We start from the raw sequence: 21,356 nt of genomic DNA, 5'->3' as shown, positions 1-21,356 counted from the left end.
GTGCCGGTGTAGCTGTTGCCATTCGTGGCCCCCAAAACAAGCGTGCCGTCTCCAGATTTCGTAAAGCCGCCGGTTGTTGGAGCCACCGTCCCTCCCAGCGGGACGGATATCGTGAGGGTGTTGGCCGAGCCAAACACATGAATGAGCGCCTCACGGTTGCCCGCGACATTCAGCATGCCCGCACCACCGATGGTGTTGGTGGCCGTCGCCAGGATGCCGCCGCTGTCGATGGAGAGGTTGGCCATCGCGTTGATAGTGACACCTGCTCCGGCGGCGTTCAGCGTAAGAGAGTTGATGCCGGTGCTCTGATAGCTCGTGGTGGCATTTGACAAGGTCACTGTTGCCGTCGGACGCACATTGGTGTCCGTGGCGCTGTTGGCCGTACCAACGGTGGGCAGTGTGGCAATGAAATTGCCAGCGGCCATCGGCTGGAGGCCCGCGGTGGCGGTGTAAATGGCGAAGGTGGCGGCGCTGCTGCCAGTCGCGGTGGCGCCGCTTTCGATCACGATCCAGGGAATGATGTCCGTTGTATTGGCCGTGGAGAAGGCGGCCGTGGCAGTGCCTGTCGGAGCGGGCGCCGTGCCGAAAATGATGTTCGTGTTCGTCGCCGCGGGAGCCGCGTTGCCGATGTTGGTACCGCGGATGAAGGCCGTCGCACCGGTGGCGCGGGAAAGCGTGCCCGCGCCAGTGCTGCTAATCTGGACGTTGGCGCCATTGTTGGTGAGGGTGATGAGACTAAACTCATTGCCGAAGGCCAGGGAACCTGTGCCGATGGCTTCGTTCACCGCCGTGGTGGAGTTGCCGAGAATGGTGAACGCGCCGCCGTTCAGTGTGATGGAGCGGTTGCCGGCGGCTCCGCCCGCGCGGGTGGACAGGGCGTTGGAAACGTTGTCGAAGGTCAGCGTGTTGGAGAAGGAGAGGCCGGAGACCACGCCAGTGCCCACGGTGATGTTGCCCCCTGACCCAGCCTGGCCGGAGCCGCCCGAAACGATGACACTGCCCTGGGTAATGGTGAGACCGCTCTGCGTGTTGGCCCCCGTGAGGGTGAGGGTGTTGCTGCCCACCTTGGTGAGGAGGAAGGCGCCGCTGACGATGCCGTTGAGGGTGATGCTGCCGCCGGCGGTGCCTGTGCTGACAGAGTTGACCCAGTCGGAGCCGATGGAGGCCGCCGCCGTGAGCGTGAGGGAGCCGCCCAGCGTCACGGCAGTGCCGGAGGAGTTCACCAGCGCGCCCAGCGTGTTGCGGCTGCTGGTGAAGTTCGAACGCCCTGTGCCAGCGATGGAAAGGTTCTCATTCATGCTGATGCCGTTCAGATCCAGCACCGCACCGGAGGCGATGGTCGTCGTTCCAAGGGCGTCTCCCAGCGCGCCAGCGTTGCCGATCTTGAGAATGCCGGCGCTGATGGTGATGGAGCCGAGGAGCGTGGTGCTGTTGTCGGTGTTCAGATTGAGGGTGTCCGCGCCGGTCTTCGTCAGGGTGAAGCCGGAGGCGGAGTTGATCACCCCCAGGGTCAGACTGCCATAGCCGCCGACGGAGGCATTGGAGCCCAGCGTGAGCGTACCGCTGAGGCTGGCGGCATTGCCGCTGCTGTTCCACAGGGCCGCGTTGCTGGCGGCGCTCAGGGCCGAGGAGCCCGTGCCGTTGATGACCACATTGCCCAGCACATTGGTCTGGCCGTTCAGGTCCAGGGTGCCGCTGGACGAATTGGTCAGGGAGACGGTCGAACCGTTTGCCGTGGCGTTTTGGGAGATGGTGTACTGGGTGGCGCTGTCAACACTGACGATGTAAGCGCCGGCAGGGATGCCCGTGCCGCTGACGGCCATGCCCTGCTGCAGGCCCGCCGTGCTGCTGACACCCGTGATGATGGCGGAGCCGCTGGTGGTGTTGCCAGTGACGCCCGCCGGGGTGCTGCTGGACACGGTGGTGAGGCCGGCCGGCAGGGCGTTCGAGCTGTTGATCTGCACGAAGCCGCCCTGGATGGCGAGGTCACCGGTGAAGGTTGCGGTGTTGCTGCCGCCGAGCACCAGCGTGCCCTGGCCGGTCTTGATCAAAGCATTGCTGACGCCGGCGCCGGTGATGAGCCCTGTGCCGGTCTCGGTGACAGTGCCGAGCAGCTCCAGCGTGCCCGCGCCCGAGGTGGCGGTGTTGGTGGTGGCGATGATGACGCCGCTGCCGATGCTGGTGGCGCCGCCGGCGCCGAACCAGCCGGTGCCAAAGCTGCCATTGGTGCCGTTGGTGAGGTTCAGCACCGCGTAGTCGCCGAGCGTGAAGCTGTTTGAGGGGTCGATCACCGCGCCGAAGACCGTGCCGCCGGTGTCAATCGTGGCCGTCGTGGACGCCGCGAGCGAGTAATCGTTGCTGATGATGGCCGCGCCGTTGAAGCCGTTCGCCGCAGTGGGCGCCGCGGTGGTGTAGAAGGCAGTGGAGCCGCCGACGGTCTGGAAGGCATTGCTGGTGTCAGCGCCGGAGTAGAGCAGGCGGTAGCCGCCGCCGCTGCCGCTGTTGGCGAACTTGTAGGAGAAGGCATGATAGCCCGCCGTCAGGTTCACCGTCACCGCCGCCGAATCCGTGAATGCATGGCCGAAGGCATCCGTGGACACGACGTTGCCGTCGATGACGAGCGTCATGCCGTCATCCGTGCCGGAACGGAAGGTGTAGTTGCCGCCGGTTGTCACCTGAAGGAAACCGGAGAAGGTGGCGACCGTGGTGGCGCCCGTGCCGCTGATGGTGTTGGGGCGGTTGCCGAAGGTGGCGTCTCCCAGGTTCGTGACCAGGAAGTTGCCGGCGGTGTAACCCACGCCGGCGTTCTGCGTGTTGAGCACCGCGGAGACCGTGGGGATGGTGGCGAAGTTCCCCGTCAGCCCGCCGGAGGTGTAGCCAAAGGAGGTCATGTTCGCGGCGGTGAGCACGGCGTTCTGGACGCCGAGCGGATAGGAGCCGTTCAGTGCGACCGGGTTGCTGGCGAGCGTGGTGGAGGAGCCCAGGGTCACCAGATCCGGGAACTGCAGAATGCCCTGGCCGATGTTGACCGGCTTGTCGCCGGAGTAACCGTAGATGACCACGGTGGTGCCGGCGGCGACGTTGATTTCCGGAGCGGCTCCGCCCGCGGTGTCTCCGCTGAGATTGAGGATGCGGAGAATGTAGCTGTTGGTGCTGGAGACGTTGAGGATGTTGCCGCCGTTGAGCGAGAGATCGGCGACCACGATGGTGTTGCCGGTGTTCGCACCATTGTTGCCGACGTTGAGGTTCGAGATGGCGCCGGTGGTGATGATGTTGTTGGCGTAAGAGATCAGGCCGAAGTTGCCGGTGCCGTTGTTCTGCAGCGAGAGCATGCCGCCGGTGCCGATGGTGGCCGTGGTGCCGGCAAACACAGGGGCGGTGCTGCTCGAATAGAGACCGGCCAGGGCGAGGGTGCCCGCATTGACGGTGACGCCGCCGGTGAAGGTGTTGTTGTTGCCCAGGACGAGGGTGCCGAGGCCTTCCTTGGTGATGCCGTAGTTGTTGCCACCGTCATCGATCACGCTGTTCAGCGTCAGGATGGCCTGCGGGGTCTCCACGGTGACGGTGGTGTTGCCGAGCAGGGTGGTCGTGGCGTTGTTGCCGTTCACCGTCAGGTTGTTCGTTCCCTTGAACGTGATCTGCGTGCCCGCAAGGGTCAGCGCATTGCTGATGGTGGCCGCCGTGGAGGCGGTGAGGTAGGTGCCTGCCGCGCCAATGGTCAAAGCTCCCGTGCCGACGGGGCCGCTGGCGAAGACGGTGACCGCGCCCGTGGTGTTGTCACGCGTGGTGACATTGGTGCTGGCACCGATGGCGAGACCGCCGGCCGTGACTGTGACACCGCCGGTGAAGATGCTGGCGCCCGAGAGCTGCAGCAGGCCATTTCCAGCCTTGGAGATTCCGGCGCCGCTGGCGGCGGAATCACCGATGGGCGCGCTGATGTTCAGCGTCGGCGTGGCTGTGGCCACGGTGCTGCTGCCATTGATGGTCACGGGGTTCACGGTGATCGTGCGCGTGGCGCCGTTCAGATCCACCGCCATGCCGCCGGTGCCCGCGCCCGAGATGGAGGCGACGGAGCCCGCATTGCTGGAGCTGGCCAGGATGTCCCCCGTCAGCGTCAGAATGCCGGCGCCGGTGGTGACGGTGGGCGCCGTGGCACCACCATCATTGTCAAAGGTCAGGCCGGCCAGCGTCTGATTGAAGCCGTTCAGATTCAGCGTGGCGAGACTTCCACGCAGGATGGGGGTGATGCCAAAGTTGATCTGGTTGGCCTGCAGCAGGCGGACGTTGCCGCCATTGATGACAAGAGAGTCGGCAAGCACGGCCGCGAGCGGGATGGCGGAGTTCCCGGTGGCGCCGGTGGCGCCGGTGACGTTCAGGTCCATGATGCCGTTGTTGGCGCCGTTCGGCGTATTCACGATGGTGCCGCCAGAGTAGGTGTTGGCACCGTTGGTGATCTGGAAGGTGCCGGCGTTGTAGCCCGTGAACGCCAGACGCACCAGCTCGGTGCCGTTGTCCACGATGCGGGAGTTCATGATGATGCTTCCCGTGGTGCTGCCCGTGACCACCACATTGAGGTCCACGAGAAGGGAGTCAATGGCGCCGCCCGCAGTCAGGCGGCCGTTGTCAACCACGGCGCCAAAGTTGGTGTTGGGGCTGCCGCTTTTCAGAAGAGCTCCGGCCGTGAGGTTCATCACGTCCGTCACTGTGTTGGTGCCGTTGCCAAAGGTGATGGTCTGCGTGGCGCTGGGATTCAGGTTCAGGGCGTTGATGTTCAGTCCGCCGGTCGGCAGGGTGATCGCCGCAGTGGCCACCTTGTAGTTGCCGGTGGCGTTGCTGGCGGCCGGCAAAACGGTGCCGTCGTAGCCCTGATATCCGGCGCTGCCGAGCGGCGCCAGGCCGCCCGCGGCGTTGCCAGCGGTCGGCTCAACATAGCTGACGAAGTCGGCGCCGCCGGAGTTGATCCATGGGATGATGCCGTTGACCAGCAGGCTGCTGCCATTGGCGATGGTCATGCGCGCGGCGCTGCCCATCTGCCCGTTCATGTTGTTCACCAGCAGCATCGCCGCATTGGTCTGCGTGAAGTTGCCGAAGGACAGCGTGACCGAACGGATGGTACCGTTGACGGCATTGGTCATGGCGATGTTGTTGCCGCCTTCGGCGAACAAGACATTGCCCAGCGTTTCGGAGGTGTTGGTAAAGTCACGGCCGAAGATCTGCAGCGTGCCGCTGCGGAAGGTCAGGGAGGCGCTGTCATTGACGCGGTCGGCCACGTCCATGGTTCCCAGGCCGGAAAGCGCGAGCGTGGACCCCTGGATGGAGATGCTGCTGGTGCCGGAGAGACGGCCCTCATCCACCAGGGTCAGGGTGCCGCCGGTCAGCAGGGTGGCGCCGGTGTAGGTGTTGTCGCTGTAGAAGGTGTTCGCGGTGCTGCCGGCCTTGTTGAAGTACACGTTGCCAGTGATCTGGCCGCCCCAGGCGTTGGCGGTGGCGTTGGACTGCGCGGCGATCAAGGTGGCCGCCGCGGCGGAGGTGATGATGCCGCCAGAACCCGCAAAGGCAGTGCGGTTTGGCGAGGTGAGATCCCCCACCATCTGGAAATTGCCATTGAGGTCCAGAACGCCGCCGCCATAGCCCAGGGAGACGGTGCCTGAGGCGGTGGCAGCCTGGGAAAGCGTGATCTGCGTGCCGCTGTCCACACTGACGATGAAGGTGCCACCGGCAATGCCGGTGCCGCGGACATACTGGCCGGCATACAGGCCGGAGGTGCTGGTCAGGGTGACGGTGGTGACACCCGTGGTGGTGGTGGAGTTCAGCGCCGTGACGGTGCCCGGGCCCACGCTCAGCAGCTGGCCGTTGGTGCCGCCCTGGGCCCCCTGCCAGAGGGTGTTCTCTCCGGCGGCCAGCTTCACGGTGCCATCAAGCACGGAGAAGACATTCGCGCCGGTGTTGAAGTACTGCTTGGTGTTGAAGACCAGCAGGCCGGTGAGGCCCTTGGTGACGTTGTTCGAACTGGTGATGGCGGCATTGACCGTGAGGCTCGCGCCCGCATCCACCAGGATGCCGCCTTCCGTGGCGCCAAAGGCGACGACGGGAGCGGAGTTCAGCGCGGCAAGAGAGGCATTGCCGATGGTCTGCCCCAGTCCGACGGAGAGGATGTTGGCCGCCGTCAGGGTCAGCTGCGCGCCACCGGAGGTGCCAAAGGTGACATCCGTGCCCGCGCCTTCGATGCGGATGGCGTTGAGCGTGCGGAGGTTCAGGCCGGGATTGCTGAGCGCCGTGGTGTCGCCCGTGATGCGGTAGGTGTTGGTGGCGGAGAACAAGCCGCTGATGAGATCCTCCGAAGCATTGATGCCGTAGGCGGTGCCGCCGTTGACATTGGTAAAGCTCAGGTCCGTGCCGCTCGCCGTGCCATCCGTCACCGCGTAGGCCGCGCTGTTCAGGGCGCCGATGCCTGCGGCATTCACCGTCAGCGTGGCGGAGCCCGAAGTAGTCGCATTGGCGGAGACTGTGAAGGTCGTGGGGCTGGTGATCGCCGTCACGGTGCCCGTGATGTTGCCGTTGGTCACGGACTGGCCCACCACCATTTGGTAGGTGTTGCCGCTGGTGAGGGTGACGACATTGCTGCCGCTGACCGTCGTGGCGGTGGGGGTGGCAGCCGCGGCGTAGGTGGCAAAATTCGTGCCGGCGTCGTCAATGACCACCGCGCGCTGGATGATGTTGCCGGTGAGAGTGGGGGCGGTGGTGAAGAGCAGGCGGTTGGTGGCCATGCCGAGGGTCTGGCTGCTGGCGAAGGTCAGAATGGACCCGCCCGACACGACGTTGGACGCAAGGCTGGAGAAGGTGAGGGTGGTGCTGGCCGCGCCGGCGTTGTTCAGGGTGAGGACGTTTGCGCCCCAGGTGGAGGTCAGGGCGCCAAAGCCCTGCGTCGAAGCCGAGGTGCCATTCCCCAAGTAGGTCAGCCTGCCGGTGGCCAGGCCCACCGTGCGCGAGCCACCGAAACGCGTGGCCGCAGTGCCGGTGTCGTCAATGTTCAGCAGACCGCCGTTCTGCGCGGTGATGTTGCCGGTGGTGGATGTGAAGACGCCTGCGCCGCTCACATTCATGACGCCCTGATTCACCGCGATCGCCAGGCCGGTGTTCAGCGAGGCCGCAATGTTCAGTGTACCGGTGCCGATCTTGCTGATGGTCACACCCGCCGTGCCAATGCTGCCGTTGATGTTGATGATGCCGGTGCCCACGGTGTTGAACGTGGGGCTGTTTGAAAGGCCCAGACCGGCGATGTTCAATGTGGCGCCGTCTGCCGCACCAAAGACGATGCCCACGGAGGCCGTGTTAGTAATGGTGCCATTGATGGTGTTCACGCCGCTGGCTGAGAACACACCACCAGTGTTGTTGATGCCGGTGGCAGTCAGAGCGCCGGTGACAGCCATGTTGATGGCATTCGAAAGGGTGATGCCATTGGTCAGATAAAGCGCATAACCGCCGGTGCTGGCATTGGTGGCGGTTTCCGATGAGCCGAGGAGGATCTGTCCGGAACCCAGCGCATTGCCATTGCTGATCTGGATGACGCCGCCAACGATGGTCGTGGTGCCGGTGCGGGTGGAGTTGTTCGCCGTGATGACGAGGGTGCCGATGTCGTTTTTCTGCAGCGCATTGCCCGCGGCGCTGAACGTGAAGGCGGTGTCCAGAGTGGCGACGGTGCCGGCCGACACATCGATGCCGACGGTGGCGGCGTTGAGATTGATGGTGCGGCCGGTGAGGGTGTAGGTGGTGCCGCCGGCGAGACGCAGGCCCTGCGTGCCGGAGTTCGCGGAGAGGCGGACCACGTTGGACGTGTCGCCGAGCGCGCCGTTGCTGGTGGCGGAGAGAATGCCCGCCGTCACATCGATGATGGAACCGCTGCCGCCGAAGCTGTTGCCGCTGTTGGTGAGCTCCAGCGTGCCCGCACCCGCCTTGGTGAAGGTGACATTGCTGGAACCTGTGGCGCCGCCGCTGATCGCACCCGAGAGGGTCAGGCCCTGGACCACATTGGAGTTCGTGGCGGTGCTGCCCACGGTGAAGACAGGACCGGTCACCACGGATCCGCTGCCGGTGTTGCCCAGAACGACGGCGTCCGACACCAGCAGGCCGTAGCCGTTGCTGGCGGTGAGCGTGATGCCATTGGCCACGGAGCTGAAGCTGGTGGGCGTGAGGATCTTGTTGATCGCCTGGTTCCACAGCACGGTCTGGCCGGCGCGGCCGATGGTCAGAGTGGGGACCGCCGAATCCATGAAGATCGCGCCGAGGTTGATGGCCTCATTTTGCACGCTGCCATCGCCGTCATGGAAGAGACTGATGGCGCCGCCGTCATTGAAGGTGATGGAGGCGGACGAGCTGATGCCAGTGAGGTTGATGTTGAGATTTCCCAGACCGTTTTTGGTGAAGGAGGTGATGGAGCCCAGGCCGGAGACGGGGCCGGTCATGGTGACGGTGAGGTTTGGATTGTTCACGCCGAGCGTGAGCGCCCCGCCGCCGGTGTAGCTGATCACACCGCTGAGGGTCATCGTGCGGGTGGTGCCCACGTTGGTGTTGTCGAAGGACACATTGCCCTGGAAGGTGATCGGATTGACGATGGTGCGGTCCGCGTCGTTGACGAGGAGCGAGGTGCCCGCCCCCATGGTCAGAGTGCCGGCGCCGACCGGGCCGTTCGTGATCACCAGGCCGCTGGCGACACTCGCGCCCGTACCGGCTGCGATCGGCTGCGCCGTCACGTTGGAGCTGGCGCCGAGGATGATGCCGCCGGTGCCGCTGACGGTCACGCCGCCCGCAAAGGTGTTGGCGCCGCTGAGCAGGAGCAGTCCGCCGCCGCTGACATTGAGGCTGGTGCTCGTTCCTGCTCCGGTGAGGATGGAGCTGATGGTGAGGCCGGAGGCGATGGTGCTGTAAACCTTGCCCGCGGTGGCGACGGCGCCGACGCTGATGTTGTTGACGCCGTTGGTCAGCACGATGGAGCCCGCGCCGCTGACGGTGTTGGCAAAGGCGGCGTTGGAAGTGGTGGCGCTGAAGGGATTTGAACTGGAGATGGTGAGCACACCTGAACCGATGGCGAGCGTGGGACCGTTGGTGCTGTCTCCGCCGTTGTTGTTGAAGGTGAAGCTGTTCAAGGTGTTGCTGCCGACCAGCGTGAGGGTGGAGCGGCCGTTCAGGGTGATGTTGCTGCTGCTGGCGATCTGGCCCGCGTTCGTGTTCATGGTCACCGAGACGCCCGTCCCCTGCACGCCGCCGTTGATGGTGAGGTCGCCGGGGATGACCACGCTGGTGGTGCCGTTGGCGCCGGCGCCGGCGCTTAGATTCAAGGTGCCCTGATCGACAAAGGTGCCGCCAGAGTAGCTGTTGAAGTTGGTCAGCGTCAGGGTGTTGGCGCCGGACTTGATCAGCGTCACCGTGCCCGAGCCGCCGACGGCGGTGGCGCTGGTGTCTTTGATCGCCGAATTGATCGTGATGGTGTTTTGATTGCCGTAGATCACGAGCTCGGTGCTGGTGCTGTTCACCGTGCCGGCCGTCAGAACACCCGGCGTGGCCACCGTGCCGATGGTGGTGGCGTTGTTCACGTTGGCGCGCAGCAGGCCGCCCTGCTCCAGATCGAGCACATCGGTCGCGCCCGTGAAGGCGATGTCACTCTGGAATGCGCCGGCGATGCGGAGCATTCCCGTGGTCGTCAGCGCGGTCGGCAGGGTGGTGGTCAGGGCCGCGGTGGCCAGCAGGTTCGTCACGTTCCCCGGAGTGCCGCTGACGCCGCCGGCAAAACCAAACAGCGTGCCGCCGGAGGTGTAGCCCAGCGTGTAGGCCTGGTAGCCGGCGGTGTTCAGCGCGCCGACGCCCTGCGTGGGATTGTAACCGGCGAAGTCACCGGAGTTCGCGATCACCCAGGCGGGAAGAACCTGGTCGCTGTTCACATTCAGGCCGGAGGCGTCTGTGAAGAGGATGCGCGGGTTGGCGCCTTCACTGCCCATGTTGGTGCCGCTGAAGTTGATCGTGGTCCCGGACGCCGCGGTGCGGGTGAAGCTCGCAAACGTCAGGTCGCCGGTGGCGATGGATCCCGTGGAATTGCCGTTGGCGGCAACCGTGATGGCGTTGGCGCCCTGGGCGGCCGTCAGCGCCCCGAGGGTTTCTGAGGAGAGGGTGCTGGCGCGTCCGGTGTAGGTGATGCTGCCGCCGCGAAGGGTGATTCCCGCCACATCATTGACGCGGTCATTGATGTTGGTCTGGAGGTTGACGTTGTTGTCGAGCGTGAGATTGGCGTAGTTGATGATGATCGCGGAGGTGTTCAGCAGGGTGCCGTTGTCGCGCAGGGTCGTGATGCCTCCCATGAGCACGGTGGCGCCTGTGTAGCTCAGAGCGCTTTCAATCGTCAGCGTGCTGCCGTTGTTGCGGGCAAAGTTGCCGCTGCCGGTGATCGAGCCGGCGAAGGTCGCGCTGGCGCCCATGCTGGTCACCAGCGTGCCTCCTCCCAGATTGATGGTGCCGCCGGAGCCGGGCAGCGTGCCGCCGCTCAGCGTGCCCACATACTGGACATTGCCGTTCAGGTTGACGACGCCGGTGTTGTTCACGGAGAGCGCCTGCGCGGTGCTGAAGAGCGTGTTGGTGCCATAGCTCAGGTTCAGCGTGCCATCGTTCACCGTCGTCTGCCCGGTGTAGAACTGCTGGCCGTTGAGGGTCAGGGTTCCGCCCAGGTTCTTGTTCATCCCGGCTGTGCCGGTCATGCTGCCGGTCACATTCAAAGTCGTGCCTGTGCCGATATGGAACGCTCCTTCCGCGCCCAACGCGATGCGTGACATGTCCAGCGTGTGGGTGGCCGCGCCATTGGCAATGACACCCCCGCTCGTGATCGTCAGAGTGGCGTTTTTCGCGCTAGTGACACCCATGGTCACGGCCGAGGCGTTGTTGATGTTCAGGGCGTTGATGGTGCGTGAGACCACCAGGTCATCCGTGGTGATGAAGCCGCTGCCGATCTTCACCGTATCCAGGGCATAGGAGGCATTGATGTCCGTATAAGGCGTCGAGCCGATCACCAGCGGCACCGTCGCGTTGGTGGCCGCGGCGGAGAGCGTGAATGTCGTGGCGCCAGTGATGGAGGCGATGGTGGTTCCGGCCGTCACCCCGGCTCCATAAACCGTGGAGCCGACGGTCAGGCCGGCCGTGCTCGTCACCGTCACGGTGGTGCCGCCGGAGATGACACCGCTCATGGTCGAAATGTTATACCCCGCGAAGGCCTGGAGCCCGTTGGTGTTCGCGGCCAGCCCCGTGTTGTTGTAGGTCGCGAAATCCGTGCCGTTGATGGTGTTGCGGGCCAGGATGCCCACCGTTGCCGCCGTGAGCGTCGGAGCTGTGGAGAACATGACGCGGTTGGTGGCCGTGCCCAGGGTGGCATTGGAGGTCCAGTTCACAAACGCACCGGTGTTGGTGGTCAGCGTCGTGAAGTTCATCACGGTCGTGCCGCCGTTGTTGGTGATGTTGACGGTGGACTGGCCGGCGTTGAAGGTCAGCGTGTTGCCGGCGGTGCCTTCGGAGGAGCCGCTGCTGTTCCCGGTGAAGTTCAGCGTGCCACCGTTGATGGTGAGCGCTTTGTTCCCCAGACGGTCGGCCACGGCCGGATTAGCCGTGGTGTTGTCCAGGGTGAGCGTGGCACCGTGGTTCATCGTGATGCTGGCGGTGGTGCCAAAGCGGCCGTTGCCGCTCAGGGTGGTGGTGCCGCCGCTCAGGGTGGTGGCGCCGGTAAAGGTGTTGTCCGCCGTCAGGTTCAAGGCGCCCGTTCCCACATACTGCAACACACCGGCCCCAGTGCCGCCGTTGCTGATGACACCGTTGAAGCTGCTGGTGCCCGTGCCTCCCAGGAACAGGGTGCCGGCGCCCGTGCCAGACTGCATCAGGTTGACGGAGTTGTTGACGGTGAAGACCGCGCCGCCCGAGAGGTTGTTGAAGAAAGAACGGGTGATGGACGCGTTGTTCCCGACGTTGATGGCGAGGGTGTCCACGGTGACCGAGCTGGTGCCAGTCATCGTCGGGAAGGCCGCATTGGGTGAGTTGGTGCCGTTGCCGTTCAGGGAGATCGTCGGCACCTGCGTGTTCGAGATGGTTGTGTTCGCCTGCAGCACACCGCCGATGAAGGTCAAGGTGCCTCCGGTGAAAGGAACCGCGTTCAGCACCGCCGTTCCCTGCGTGATGGTGCCGCCCGCGCCCGCGCCGCTGGCGGAGCCGTTCGTGCCGTTGAAGGTCACCGTGCCCGAGCCGTTCACCCCGATGTTCACAATGCCGCCGCCGCTGGTGATGTTTCCGACCGTCGTATTGCCGGTGCCCCCGAAGGTGAGCAGGCGCGCGGTGGAGCCTTCAGCACTGTTGAAGGCGCCGATGCTGAGCCCCGCCGGCGTCGTGATCGTGTTGTTGATCGTCCATGGGTTGCCGGTGTTGCCCGTGATGGACGTGACGGTGATGCTGTTGAGACCGGTGAACACCGCCACGGTGTTGTTGGTGATCTGCACCGCATTGTTGATGGTAAGGCCGCCGGCGTTGGTCGCAAAGATGGCGCCATTGTTGAAAAGCAGGGTTCCGGTGCCAATCGCCGTGCCTGAAGTTCCCGTCGTGCTGCCGCCGATGCCAAGCAGGCCGCCCCCGACCGTGGTGGTGCCCGAATAGGTGTTGGCGCCGGACATGATCCACGTGCCGCCATCGCTTTTGCTGATGGCCAGGGCCCCGCCGTTGTCAGCCAGCACGGAGGTGATCATGTTCGCATCACCATTGTTGCCACGCAGCGCCAGGGTCTTGGCCCCGCCCAGCGCGTTCACCAAGTTCGTGATCACCAGGGCGCCGCTGCCCGACTGGTCAATGGTGATCGTGCCCGTCGTGGAGTTGAGGTTGATCTGGCGCGCCGTCGTTTCACCCGCGCCGACATACAGCAGACCAGCGGTGCCGTTGGAGCCGTTGCCAAGGCTGAGGATGCCTGACCCGTCACCAAACGCACTGGAGGCGGCCGAACCTCCGCCAATGCTGTAAACAATCGTGCTGCCCGCGGTCAGGGCGGTGTTGCCGGAGTAGGTGTTGGCGCCGGTGATGTAAAGCGTGCCGGCGCCGGTCCTGTTCAGTCCGCTGCCTGAGGAGCCGCTGATGACACCGGAAAGAGTGGCAAAGTCCGTGGTCGTGTTCGCATTGTCATCCACCTGCACCGTGCGGATGGCGCCGTTGAGGTTGATGTTGTTGGTGAAATTGACATCCGAGAGGGCGGTGCCGGAATTCAGGATCAGGATGCCGGTGCCGCTGACGAAGCCACCGTTGCCCCAGGTGAGCGCCGCGCCCGAACCAAGGCTGACCACGAGCTGAGAGCTGGTGGCGGCAAAACCACCGTTCCCATTCGCCAGCCATTGCACCTGGCCGGCGCCGGCCCCCAGGGCGCGTGTGAAGGTGCCGTTGGCTTCGAGCACGGTGTTGTTGGTGCTGGCGCCGTTAAACACCAGGTTGCTGTTGCCAGAGAGGCTGTTGATGCTGCCAAAGGTCAGCGTCACGCCACCGGCCACGGTCGCGCTGCTGCTGAGCCGGATGTGCGTCGGATCAAGGATCGCTGCAATGGTGGTCCCCGGCGCGATGCCCGTGCCTGAAACCGCCTGGCCGATGGCGAGCCCGTTCGCGTTGTCCACCCAGAGGTCCGTTGTGTTCGTCCCGCCCGTGACAGTCGTGGCGCTGGTGGCGTTGGACCCGGCGTCCTGCGCGCGGAGCACGCCGTTGATGATCGTGGTGGCGCCTGAATAGGTGTTGTTCACGTTGCCGAGAACCCACAGACCATTGCTGGTGCCGGTGCCGCCGCTGTTCTTGGTGACGGCCAGGGTGCTGCCGCCGCTGTCTGCCAGCACGAGGTTGATCTGGTTGTCCCCCGTGGAGGTGCCGGTCAATGTCAGCGTTTTGGTCCCGACCGCTCCGGCCAGAACCACCGCATCGGTTCCGGTGACACCACCGCTGCCCGCGGTGCCATTGAAGACCAGCGCGGCGTTGTTCGCCGTGGCCGTGCCAATGATGTTGTTTCCATACGTTCCCGAGGAGTCAATGGTGCCGTTGCCAGCCAGGGTGAAGAGGCGGTCAATGGAGACCGACGCCGTCTGGGTCTCTGCATAAACCGTGGTGTTTGAGCCTTGATAAAGCAGGGTGCCGCCGTTGAACACCAGGTTGGAGGCCGCATTGGACGATGCGCCGATGGAGCTGGCCACTCCCCCGTTGGCCAGCGTGGTGGCCTGGAGGACGGCGCCTGTTCCGCTCAAAATGGTCGCGCCCGTGTAGGTGTTCAGCCCCGTGAGAGCCACGGTGCCGCTGGCGCCGTTGCGGATCACCGTCAGCGCACTGGAGCTGCCGTTCTGAATGAGGCCGGAGAATATGCCTGAACCGCTGGCGGTGCTGATGCCGATGGCGATGGCCGAGGCCGCTGTGTTGCTGCTGGTGATCGTCCCCGCGCCGCCCAGGGCGCCGATCGTCAGGGTGTTCAACGTGGCCGCACCCGTGTAGGCCGCCGTGCTGGCGCCCGCGCCATTGACATCGAAGGTGGTGTTCTGCCGCAGGACAAAGGTCGTCGCGGCAGCCGGGGCGCCGATGGTCGCCGTGGTGGAGCCGCTGGCCATCTGCACCGTGCCTTCATTGATGAAAACGTTGCCGGTGAAGGTGCTCGCCCCGCCGAGAATCATCGTGCCGTTGCCCGCCTTGGTAAGCAGGTTTGCCACACCATTGCCGATGGTGGAGTTGACCGTCAGCGTGTTGTTCGCCGAATTGCCGCCGCCCACCGTGAAAATGAGCTCGAACGCGGCCGAGCCCGCAATGTTGCCCCCGGTGATGGTGGCCGAATTGCCACTGGCGCCCGTGGTGTCAAACATGATGCCCCCGATCGCCGTGGCGCTGGTGTTCGTCACAGTGATCGCATTGCTGCCCTGGGTGATGGTCTGGCCGGCGGCCGTCAGGCGCAGGGTGTTGACTGCGGTCGCCCCTGTCAGGGTCAGGCTGGCGCTGTTGACATAGTTCACCGTCCCGAGGGCTCCGGTGGCCGGAAGCGCGGTGGCTGCCGCCAGAGCGGCCAGCGGGGTGGCGTTGGAAGGAGCCGCAACGTAGTCAATCGAACCGGTGGTGGCATTGGTGATGTAGGCAAAGCCGCCAAGCTGCCCGTTGAGGATGGATGTCCCGGTGGGGGCCGTGACAAACTGAATGGCCGCCAGCGATGCCGCGGGCGCGAAGTTCAGCGTGGCGCCGGCGGCACGCGTGCCGAAGGTGTTGAAGCTGACAATGTTGCTGAAGGTGCTGTTCCCCGCATCCACCTGGATCACCCCGTGGCCGAGAGTCGGCGTCAGGGCGCCCATGGTCTGCGTCAGGTTGGCCGTGTAGGTCAGCCCCCCGTTGGCGGCGAGCTGGAAGGTGCCGCCCGCATAGGCGTTGCCCATGATGGGGTCGCTGGCGAACACCAGGTTGTTCGACGTCGCGAAAAGATTGCTGCCGTTCCCGGTCGTGGCCGTGGGCTTGGCCTGGAAGGTGCCTCCCGTGATGGTCAGCGCGCCGGTAAAGCTGCTCAGAGCGCCAAAGGTGATCGCCGCACCGGCCACCAGCGCCGTGCCGCCGATGCCGTTGCTGATCGTGATGGTCGAGCCGCTGACCGCGGTGACAATGGAACCGGTCGGAATGCTGGTGCCGCTGACCGCCATGCCGATCGTGATCGTTCCGGTGCCAGACTGCACCACAAAAGAATTTGAGTTCGCCCCGCCGCCGGAAGCCACGGTGTAGCCGGTGGGCTGGGCGGCATAGCTCGCCGCCGCAGGATCATAGAGCCAGGTGCCGCTGCCAAACTTGGTGACGCCAGCCGTGCTGTTGGCACTGATCACCGCCTGAAACTCCGCGGTCGTGCTCGATCCGCCCAGGTATTTGGTGCCCGTGCTGCCGGCGGCAAACGGATTCTGGAAGATCAGGCTGCCAGCCGTGTTGTTGGCCATGATGATGGCGTTTCCAGTGCCACTGGCATTGACCATCAGGGTCCCGCCGACGGTTTCGCCCGGCCCCCGGTAGTCCAGCGCACCGCCGGTCAACTGCAGCGCCGCGCCCGCGCCCGAACCGATCACCTTTGCGATCGTGGCCGTGCCCGACCCCGCCTGGGTCACCAGCAGCGTACCCCCGCTGACGTTCACACCGCCCAGCATGTTGTCGGTGCTTCCGGAGGTCGTGTTGGAACCATTCACCACCAGGACGCCCTGTCCGGACTTGGTGACGTTGTGCACCGCCGTGCTGGCATTGAGAACAAATCCGTTGAAAAGAATGTCGCCGTTGCCGCTGCCAAAGGTCATCGTCCGGTTGGCGCCATCCCCCACCGTGACCGATCCATTCACCGTCAGCAGGCCGTTGCCGGTGTTGGAGAATGCGAGCCCCTGGGTCATCGTGCCGGTTGAGCCGGAGAACGTAAACCCATAGCCATTGCGGCCGCTGACCGTCAGAGTGCCACCGCCACTTCTGGCCACTGACAGGGTGTTCATCAAAATGTTCCCCGAAGCGCCGGAATAGCCAAGCAGCCCGGCTGCGGAGAACGTTTCCGTGCCAACACTCGAACCTGCAATGGAATGGTCGGCGAAGACGTTCACGTTGCCGTTGTTCATGGCCAGTTTGACGGTCGAGAAAGTTCCCGGCAGGTCCGTCCTGAACTCATACAGGCCGCCCGCTCCCGTGAGCTGGCTTGAGGAGGTGTCCAAACCCAGCTCCGCGCCGTTGGAGACACGGAGGTTGCCGCTGTCAACGCGGACGTTCGTGATGAAGTTGTTGTTCCAGTTTGTCAGCACCAGGGTGCTGGCAAGCGCCGTGGTGGTGGCGCGGTACAGGCCGGGCTGGCCGGTGACACCCCCGGTGATGATGTCATTGATGAACAAGTTGCCGTTTCCACCCACGACCAGACCGTTGCCGGCGTTGGTACCCAGGTTCAAGGTTCCACCAGAGAAGTAGGTGTTGCCAGCGGCCACGGCCACACGCGTGTCCGTGTTCTGCGAGATCTCGATGTTGCCGGTGAAGGTGTTGTTGCCGATGCTGACCAGCGCGTTGCCCGTGCCCGCGTTGTAGCCTCCCGGACCGCGGCCTGCCAGCGAGAGCCCCCGGTCAAAGATGAGTCCTGAAATCCCACCTTGCACCACCAGCGTCCCGGAAGGAAGACCCGCGGAGGACGAGATGCCGTTCACCGCGACGAGCTGCGCGGAACCGAGCTGCCCCATGTTGCTGATGGTCAGGAAGCCGTCGTTCACGTTCACCATGCCGGAGAAGCTGTTGTTGTTGTTCGTCAGCGCCAGGTTGTAACCCGCATTGACCGCAAGCGATCCGGTGCCCGAAATCACGCCACCCAAAACTCCGCGACCGTTCACATTTCCCAGGTTCACAAAGCTGGTGGCGCCACCGCCCACATTCAGGTTGCCGTTGAGAATGATGTTGCCGCCCGTGGCGCCGCCGCCGGTGATTCCTGACACCGTCTGATTGAAGCCATTGAGGTCCAGCGTGACTCCCGCCACATTCGCCAGCGTGAAGCTGGAGCTGGCGCTGAAGGCATTGGCGGAGCCTGCCTTCAATGTGCCGCCGCTGACGAGAGTGGCGCCGCTGTACCCATTGCCCGTGCCAAACGTCAGCGCCGTGCCGCTCGCGGAGCCCTGGGCTGCCGTGGAGAGGGTGATCGTCGTGCCATCCACGATGGACGCCACCGTGGCCCCGGCTGGAATGCCTACGCCCGTAACCGCCTGGCCCACTGCAAGGCTGGCGGTGCTGGAGAGTCCTGAGATCGTGGTGGTGCCGTTCGTGGTGCCCGTCAGCTTGATCACGGGGGCCAGCGTCAGGGTGCCCGCGCCCATCTTCGTCAGGCTGCCCGTGCCGCTGCTGATCACGCTGCTGATGATGAACTCACCCGACCCGTTCTGCTGCACGATGACTTCCGAGTTGTTCGCGCCAAGCTGGCCCCCGGCCAGCGTGGCATTCTGCGGCCCGAGAAACTGGACGGCATTGCTGGTGAGGGTCAGCACATTGGTCACGGCTCCCATGTTGATGGTCACCGGCCCGCTGTCGGCCGTGGTGTCCACCGAAAGGGAATTGACGGAGCGGCTGGTCAGGCCGCCACCCGTCCAGTTCAGCAGGCCGCTGGAGCCGTTGCTGTAAATGGTGACAAAGGTGGAAAAATCCGTCGTGGCGCTGTCGCTGAAGGCATTGAGCGTGGTCGTGGGTCCGCTGGTGGTCGTGTCCAGGCGGACGATGCTTCCCCCGCTGATCTGGGCCATTCCCGTCGCGACGCCATCGTAAACGGAAGCAAACCCCAGGACGCCATCGGCGGCCGAGGTGGTGACGGAGCTGCCCGCCCCCGAAATATCGATGGCCACGGTACCACCCGCGCTGCGGGTGAAGGTGCTGCCGGTGGCAAGCGTGGCGCCCGCGGCCACGATGACGTTGTTCACCGAACTGGCCAGGATCGTCAGATTCCCCAGGCTCTGGGTGCCGCTGGTCAGGCCCAGGGTGCCACCACCCAGGGTGGTGCCGCTCGGGGTGCCAAACGCACCGCCCGTGAAGTTTAAGGTGCCGCCCGTGATGCTCAGTGCGCCCGTGTTGGTGCCGCCCGTGCCGGTCAGCGTCCACGTGCCGGCGCCGGTTTTGTTCAGGCCGCCCGTGCCCGTGGTTTGCAGAGCGCCCGCCAGCGTGCCGTTGCCAGCGCCCGTCAGCGTCAGATCTCCCGTGCCCGTGACCGCATTGGTGCTGCTGAGATTGAGAATGCCATTGTCCACCGAGACGGTGGCGGAGGAACCCAGCACGAGATCGCCCGCATAGCTGCTGGTGCCCGTGCTGACAAGCGCGCCGTTTTGACCTGCAAACGCACCAGTGCCATTGAGAGTGAGTGAACCACCGAAGCCTGCGCCACCAGTGGTGACACCGGAAATGGCGAGCGCGCCACCACTCAGCACCGTGACTCCTGCGGAACCGGTGCCAAGCGCCTGGGCGTTGCCGAGACGGAGGGTGCCGTTGCGCACCATGGTGCCACCAGTGTAGGTATTGGCTCCATTCAGAACGAGAGTGCCGTTACCGGCCTTGGTGAGGCCGCCCACGCCGCTGTTGCCGATAGCACTGGCAAAAATGATCTGGTTGTTATTCGTGTCGAAGGTGGCACCGCCGGCGGCAAATGTCAGGGTCCTGGCGGAGAGGTCGATACCAGGCGCGGCAAACTGCACGCCACCACCATTGAAGGTGACGCCCGCTGTACCCAGATTGGCCAAAGCGGTGATATTGATCAAACCGCCGTTGATGTTGGTGCCACCGGTGTAGGTGCTCGTACCCGTCAAAGTCAGGGTGCCGGTGCCAGTCTTGATGAGGACGCCGTTGGTGCCGGTGATCGTGCCTGCATAGGTGGTGCTTTCGCCATTCCCCCCCACTGAGAGTGTGTTGTTACCGAGAGTGACCGTCCCACCGGTGGTGCCTGCGCCCGAAAGAGAACCGATCACATAAGTGAGGGCGCTGCCGGAGAGGTTCAAGGTCGCACCCGCGGTATTTGCAATGTTCACCGCATTGTTTGTGTTGCCCAGCGCGCCTGCAACGCTCGCGGTGAGCGTGCCGCTGGTAACGATCACCGGCCCTGTAAAGGTGTTTCCCGCACCACTGAAAGTCGTCGCAGTCCCGCTCGTGTTGTTCACGAGGATGCCGCCCGTTCCGGTGATGTTGCCTGCATAAGTTTCTGCAACCGTACCGTTGGTAAAGCTCGCAATGGCACCGTTGTTCAGCACGATGCCATGGGTGCTCGCCACGGTGCCGCCCGTGGTCAGCGCTGTGAGGGTCGCCGAGCCATTGAACGTCAGAGTGTTGTTCGCATTGCCGAGGTTCGTTGCCGAGTTGCCCGTGAAGCTCAGGATGCCCGAATTGAGAACAATGCCGCCACTGAACGTGTTTGCGGCGTTCAGATTCAGCGTGCCAGCTCCGTCCAGAACCAACGTGGTCGCTGTGGCACCCGCCGCAACGTTTTGAATCACCGAGCTAAACGTCAGCTGGTTGGCACCGACGTGAATGTAAAGATTGTCTCCCGCATTGAGCGCCTGGACGGCACCCGTACCACTGATGATGTGGGTCGCGCCCGTGCTCGAAATGCCGCCAACAGAAACAGTGTTGCCATTGATTGCGGTGGTGCGCGCTGTGGCACCCGTGACAAGCAGCGTCTTCCAAGACGGGTTCACCGATGCCGTCAAAGTGATGCTGCCTGCGGTCGTATCGAAATTGGTCGTCGCACTGTTGGATCCAGCCGCCAGGGTGGACGCCGTCGAGGCGACCACTCCTGTGGCACCGTAGGCCGCAAAGTTCGCATTATTATACAGCGCCCATGGTCCAATATCAGCGGTCGCCTGACCGGTGATGATGATTTCATTCTGCGCTGCAGCGCCAAGACTGGTACCGGCGAAATTGATCGTGGAGGTGTTGGCGGCACCACCGGTGTGGGTAAGGCCGCCAAGCGTCAGAATCTGAGTGGCTGGCGAGGTGTTGTTGTTGGTATTGGTAATGGTCAGACGGCCCGTGGTCAGAGCAACAGTACCCAGGGTTTGCGCATAGTTGATGGCGGCATTGGCCGTGTTCGTCCAGGTGAACGCACCCCCGTTCGAGGTGATTGTACCGGTGCTGATGCGATTGAGATTCTCGGCGGCACTGGTCTGTGTAATGGTGATGTTACCGCCGTTGAGCGTGATTCCCGAAGTGCTGATCAATGCCTGACTGAGACCGGCCAACGCCAACGTCTCCCCCACATTGATGGTCGTGGCACCCGCCCAGCCCGTGGTGCTGGTTCCGTTCAGAGTCAATGTGTTGCCGACGATGCCTGCCAAAACCCCGCCCGTCAGGTTGATGCCGCCCACGCCGCCTACAGCACCCGTGATCGTTTGGGTCATTGCGGTGGTAGGCGAAGCAGTCGCCGCGTTATCGAGCAGAATGTTGCTGGTCGCCGCTCCGAAACTGAGCGTGTTGGCTCCGGTCGTGAGGGTAAAAGCAGTGGTGTTGAACTGCAGGCCGCCCACCGTGATTCCCGTGGCCAAGGTCACCGTACCCGCCGTGCCTGCGAAGACAGCCGTGTCAGTGCCGGCGTTATTCCATGTGGTCAGCGTGCCTGATCCCAAACTGGCGCCGCTCCACCACTGGGACGAGGTTGTATTCCAGGTGCCGGCACCCCCGAGGCCCCCGCCGGTGGTCACATCGTTGAGCGTGGTGCTGTCCTGATCCCAGTAAATCGTCGCTGCCTGCAGGGGCTGGGCGATCTGCCAGGAAATCATCAGCAGAATCATCGAAAAGCCGACGGGCTTTCGAAAGGTGCGTAAAAGCTTTAACAT

The 21,356-nt window shown here is 64.2% G+C and carries 1 protein-coding gene (only partly in view); it reads right to left on the bottom strand.

Annotation, left to right across the window (positions count from 1 at the left end; translation table 11 throughout):
- Window positions 1–21,356 carry the 5' portion of an autotransporter-associated beta strand repeat-containing protein gene (locus ACILSQ_RS04290; RefSeq protein ID WP_395742347.1) on the bottom strand. The gene continues 9,064 nt to the left of window position 1, outside the view, so the window shows 21,356 of its 30,420 coding nt (coding positions 1–21,356); the start codon lies at window positions 21,354–21,356; its stop codon lies off the left edge, out of view.

Origin of the sequence: Prosthecobacter sp. (assembly GCF_044227185.1) — a bacterium.
GTDB lineage: Bacteria > Verrucomicrobiota > Verrucomicrobiia > Verrucomicrobiales > Verrucomicrobiaceae > Prosthecobacter.
The sequence above is the reverse complement of the archived record's forward strand: the minus strand, read 5'-3'. Positions and strand labels throughout refer to the sequence as shown.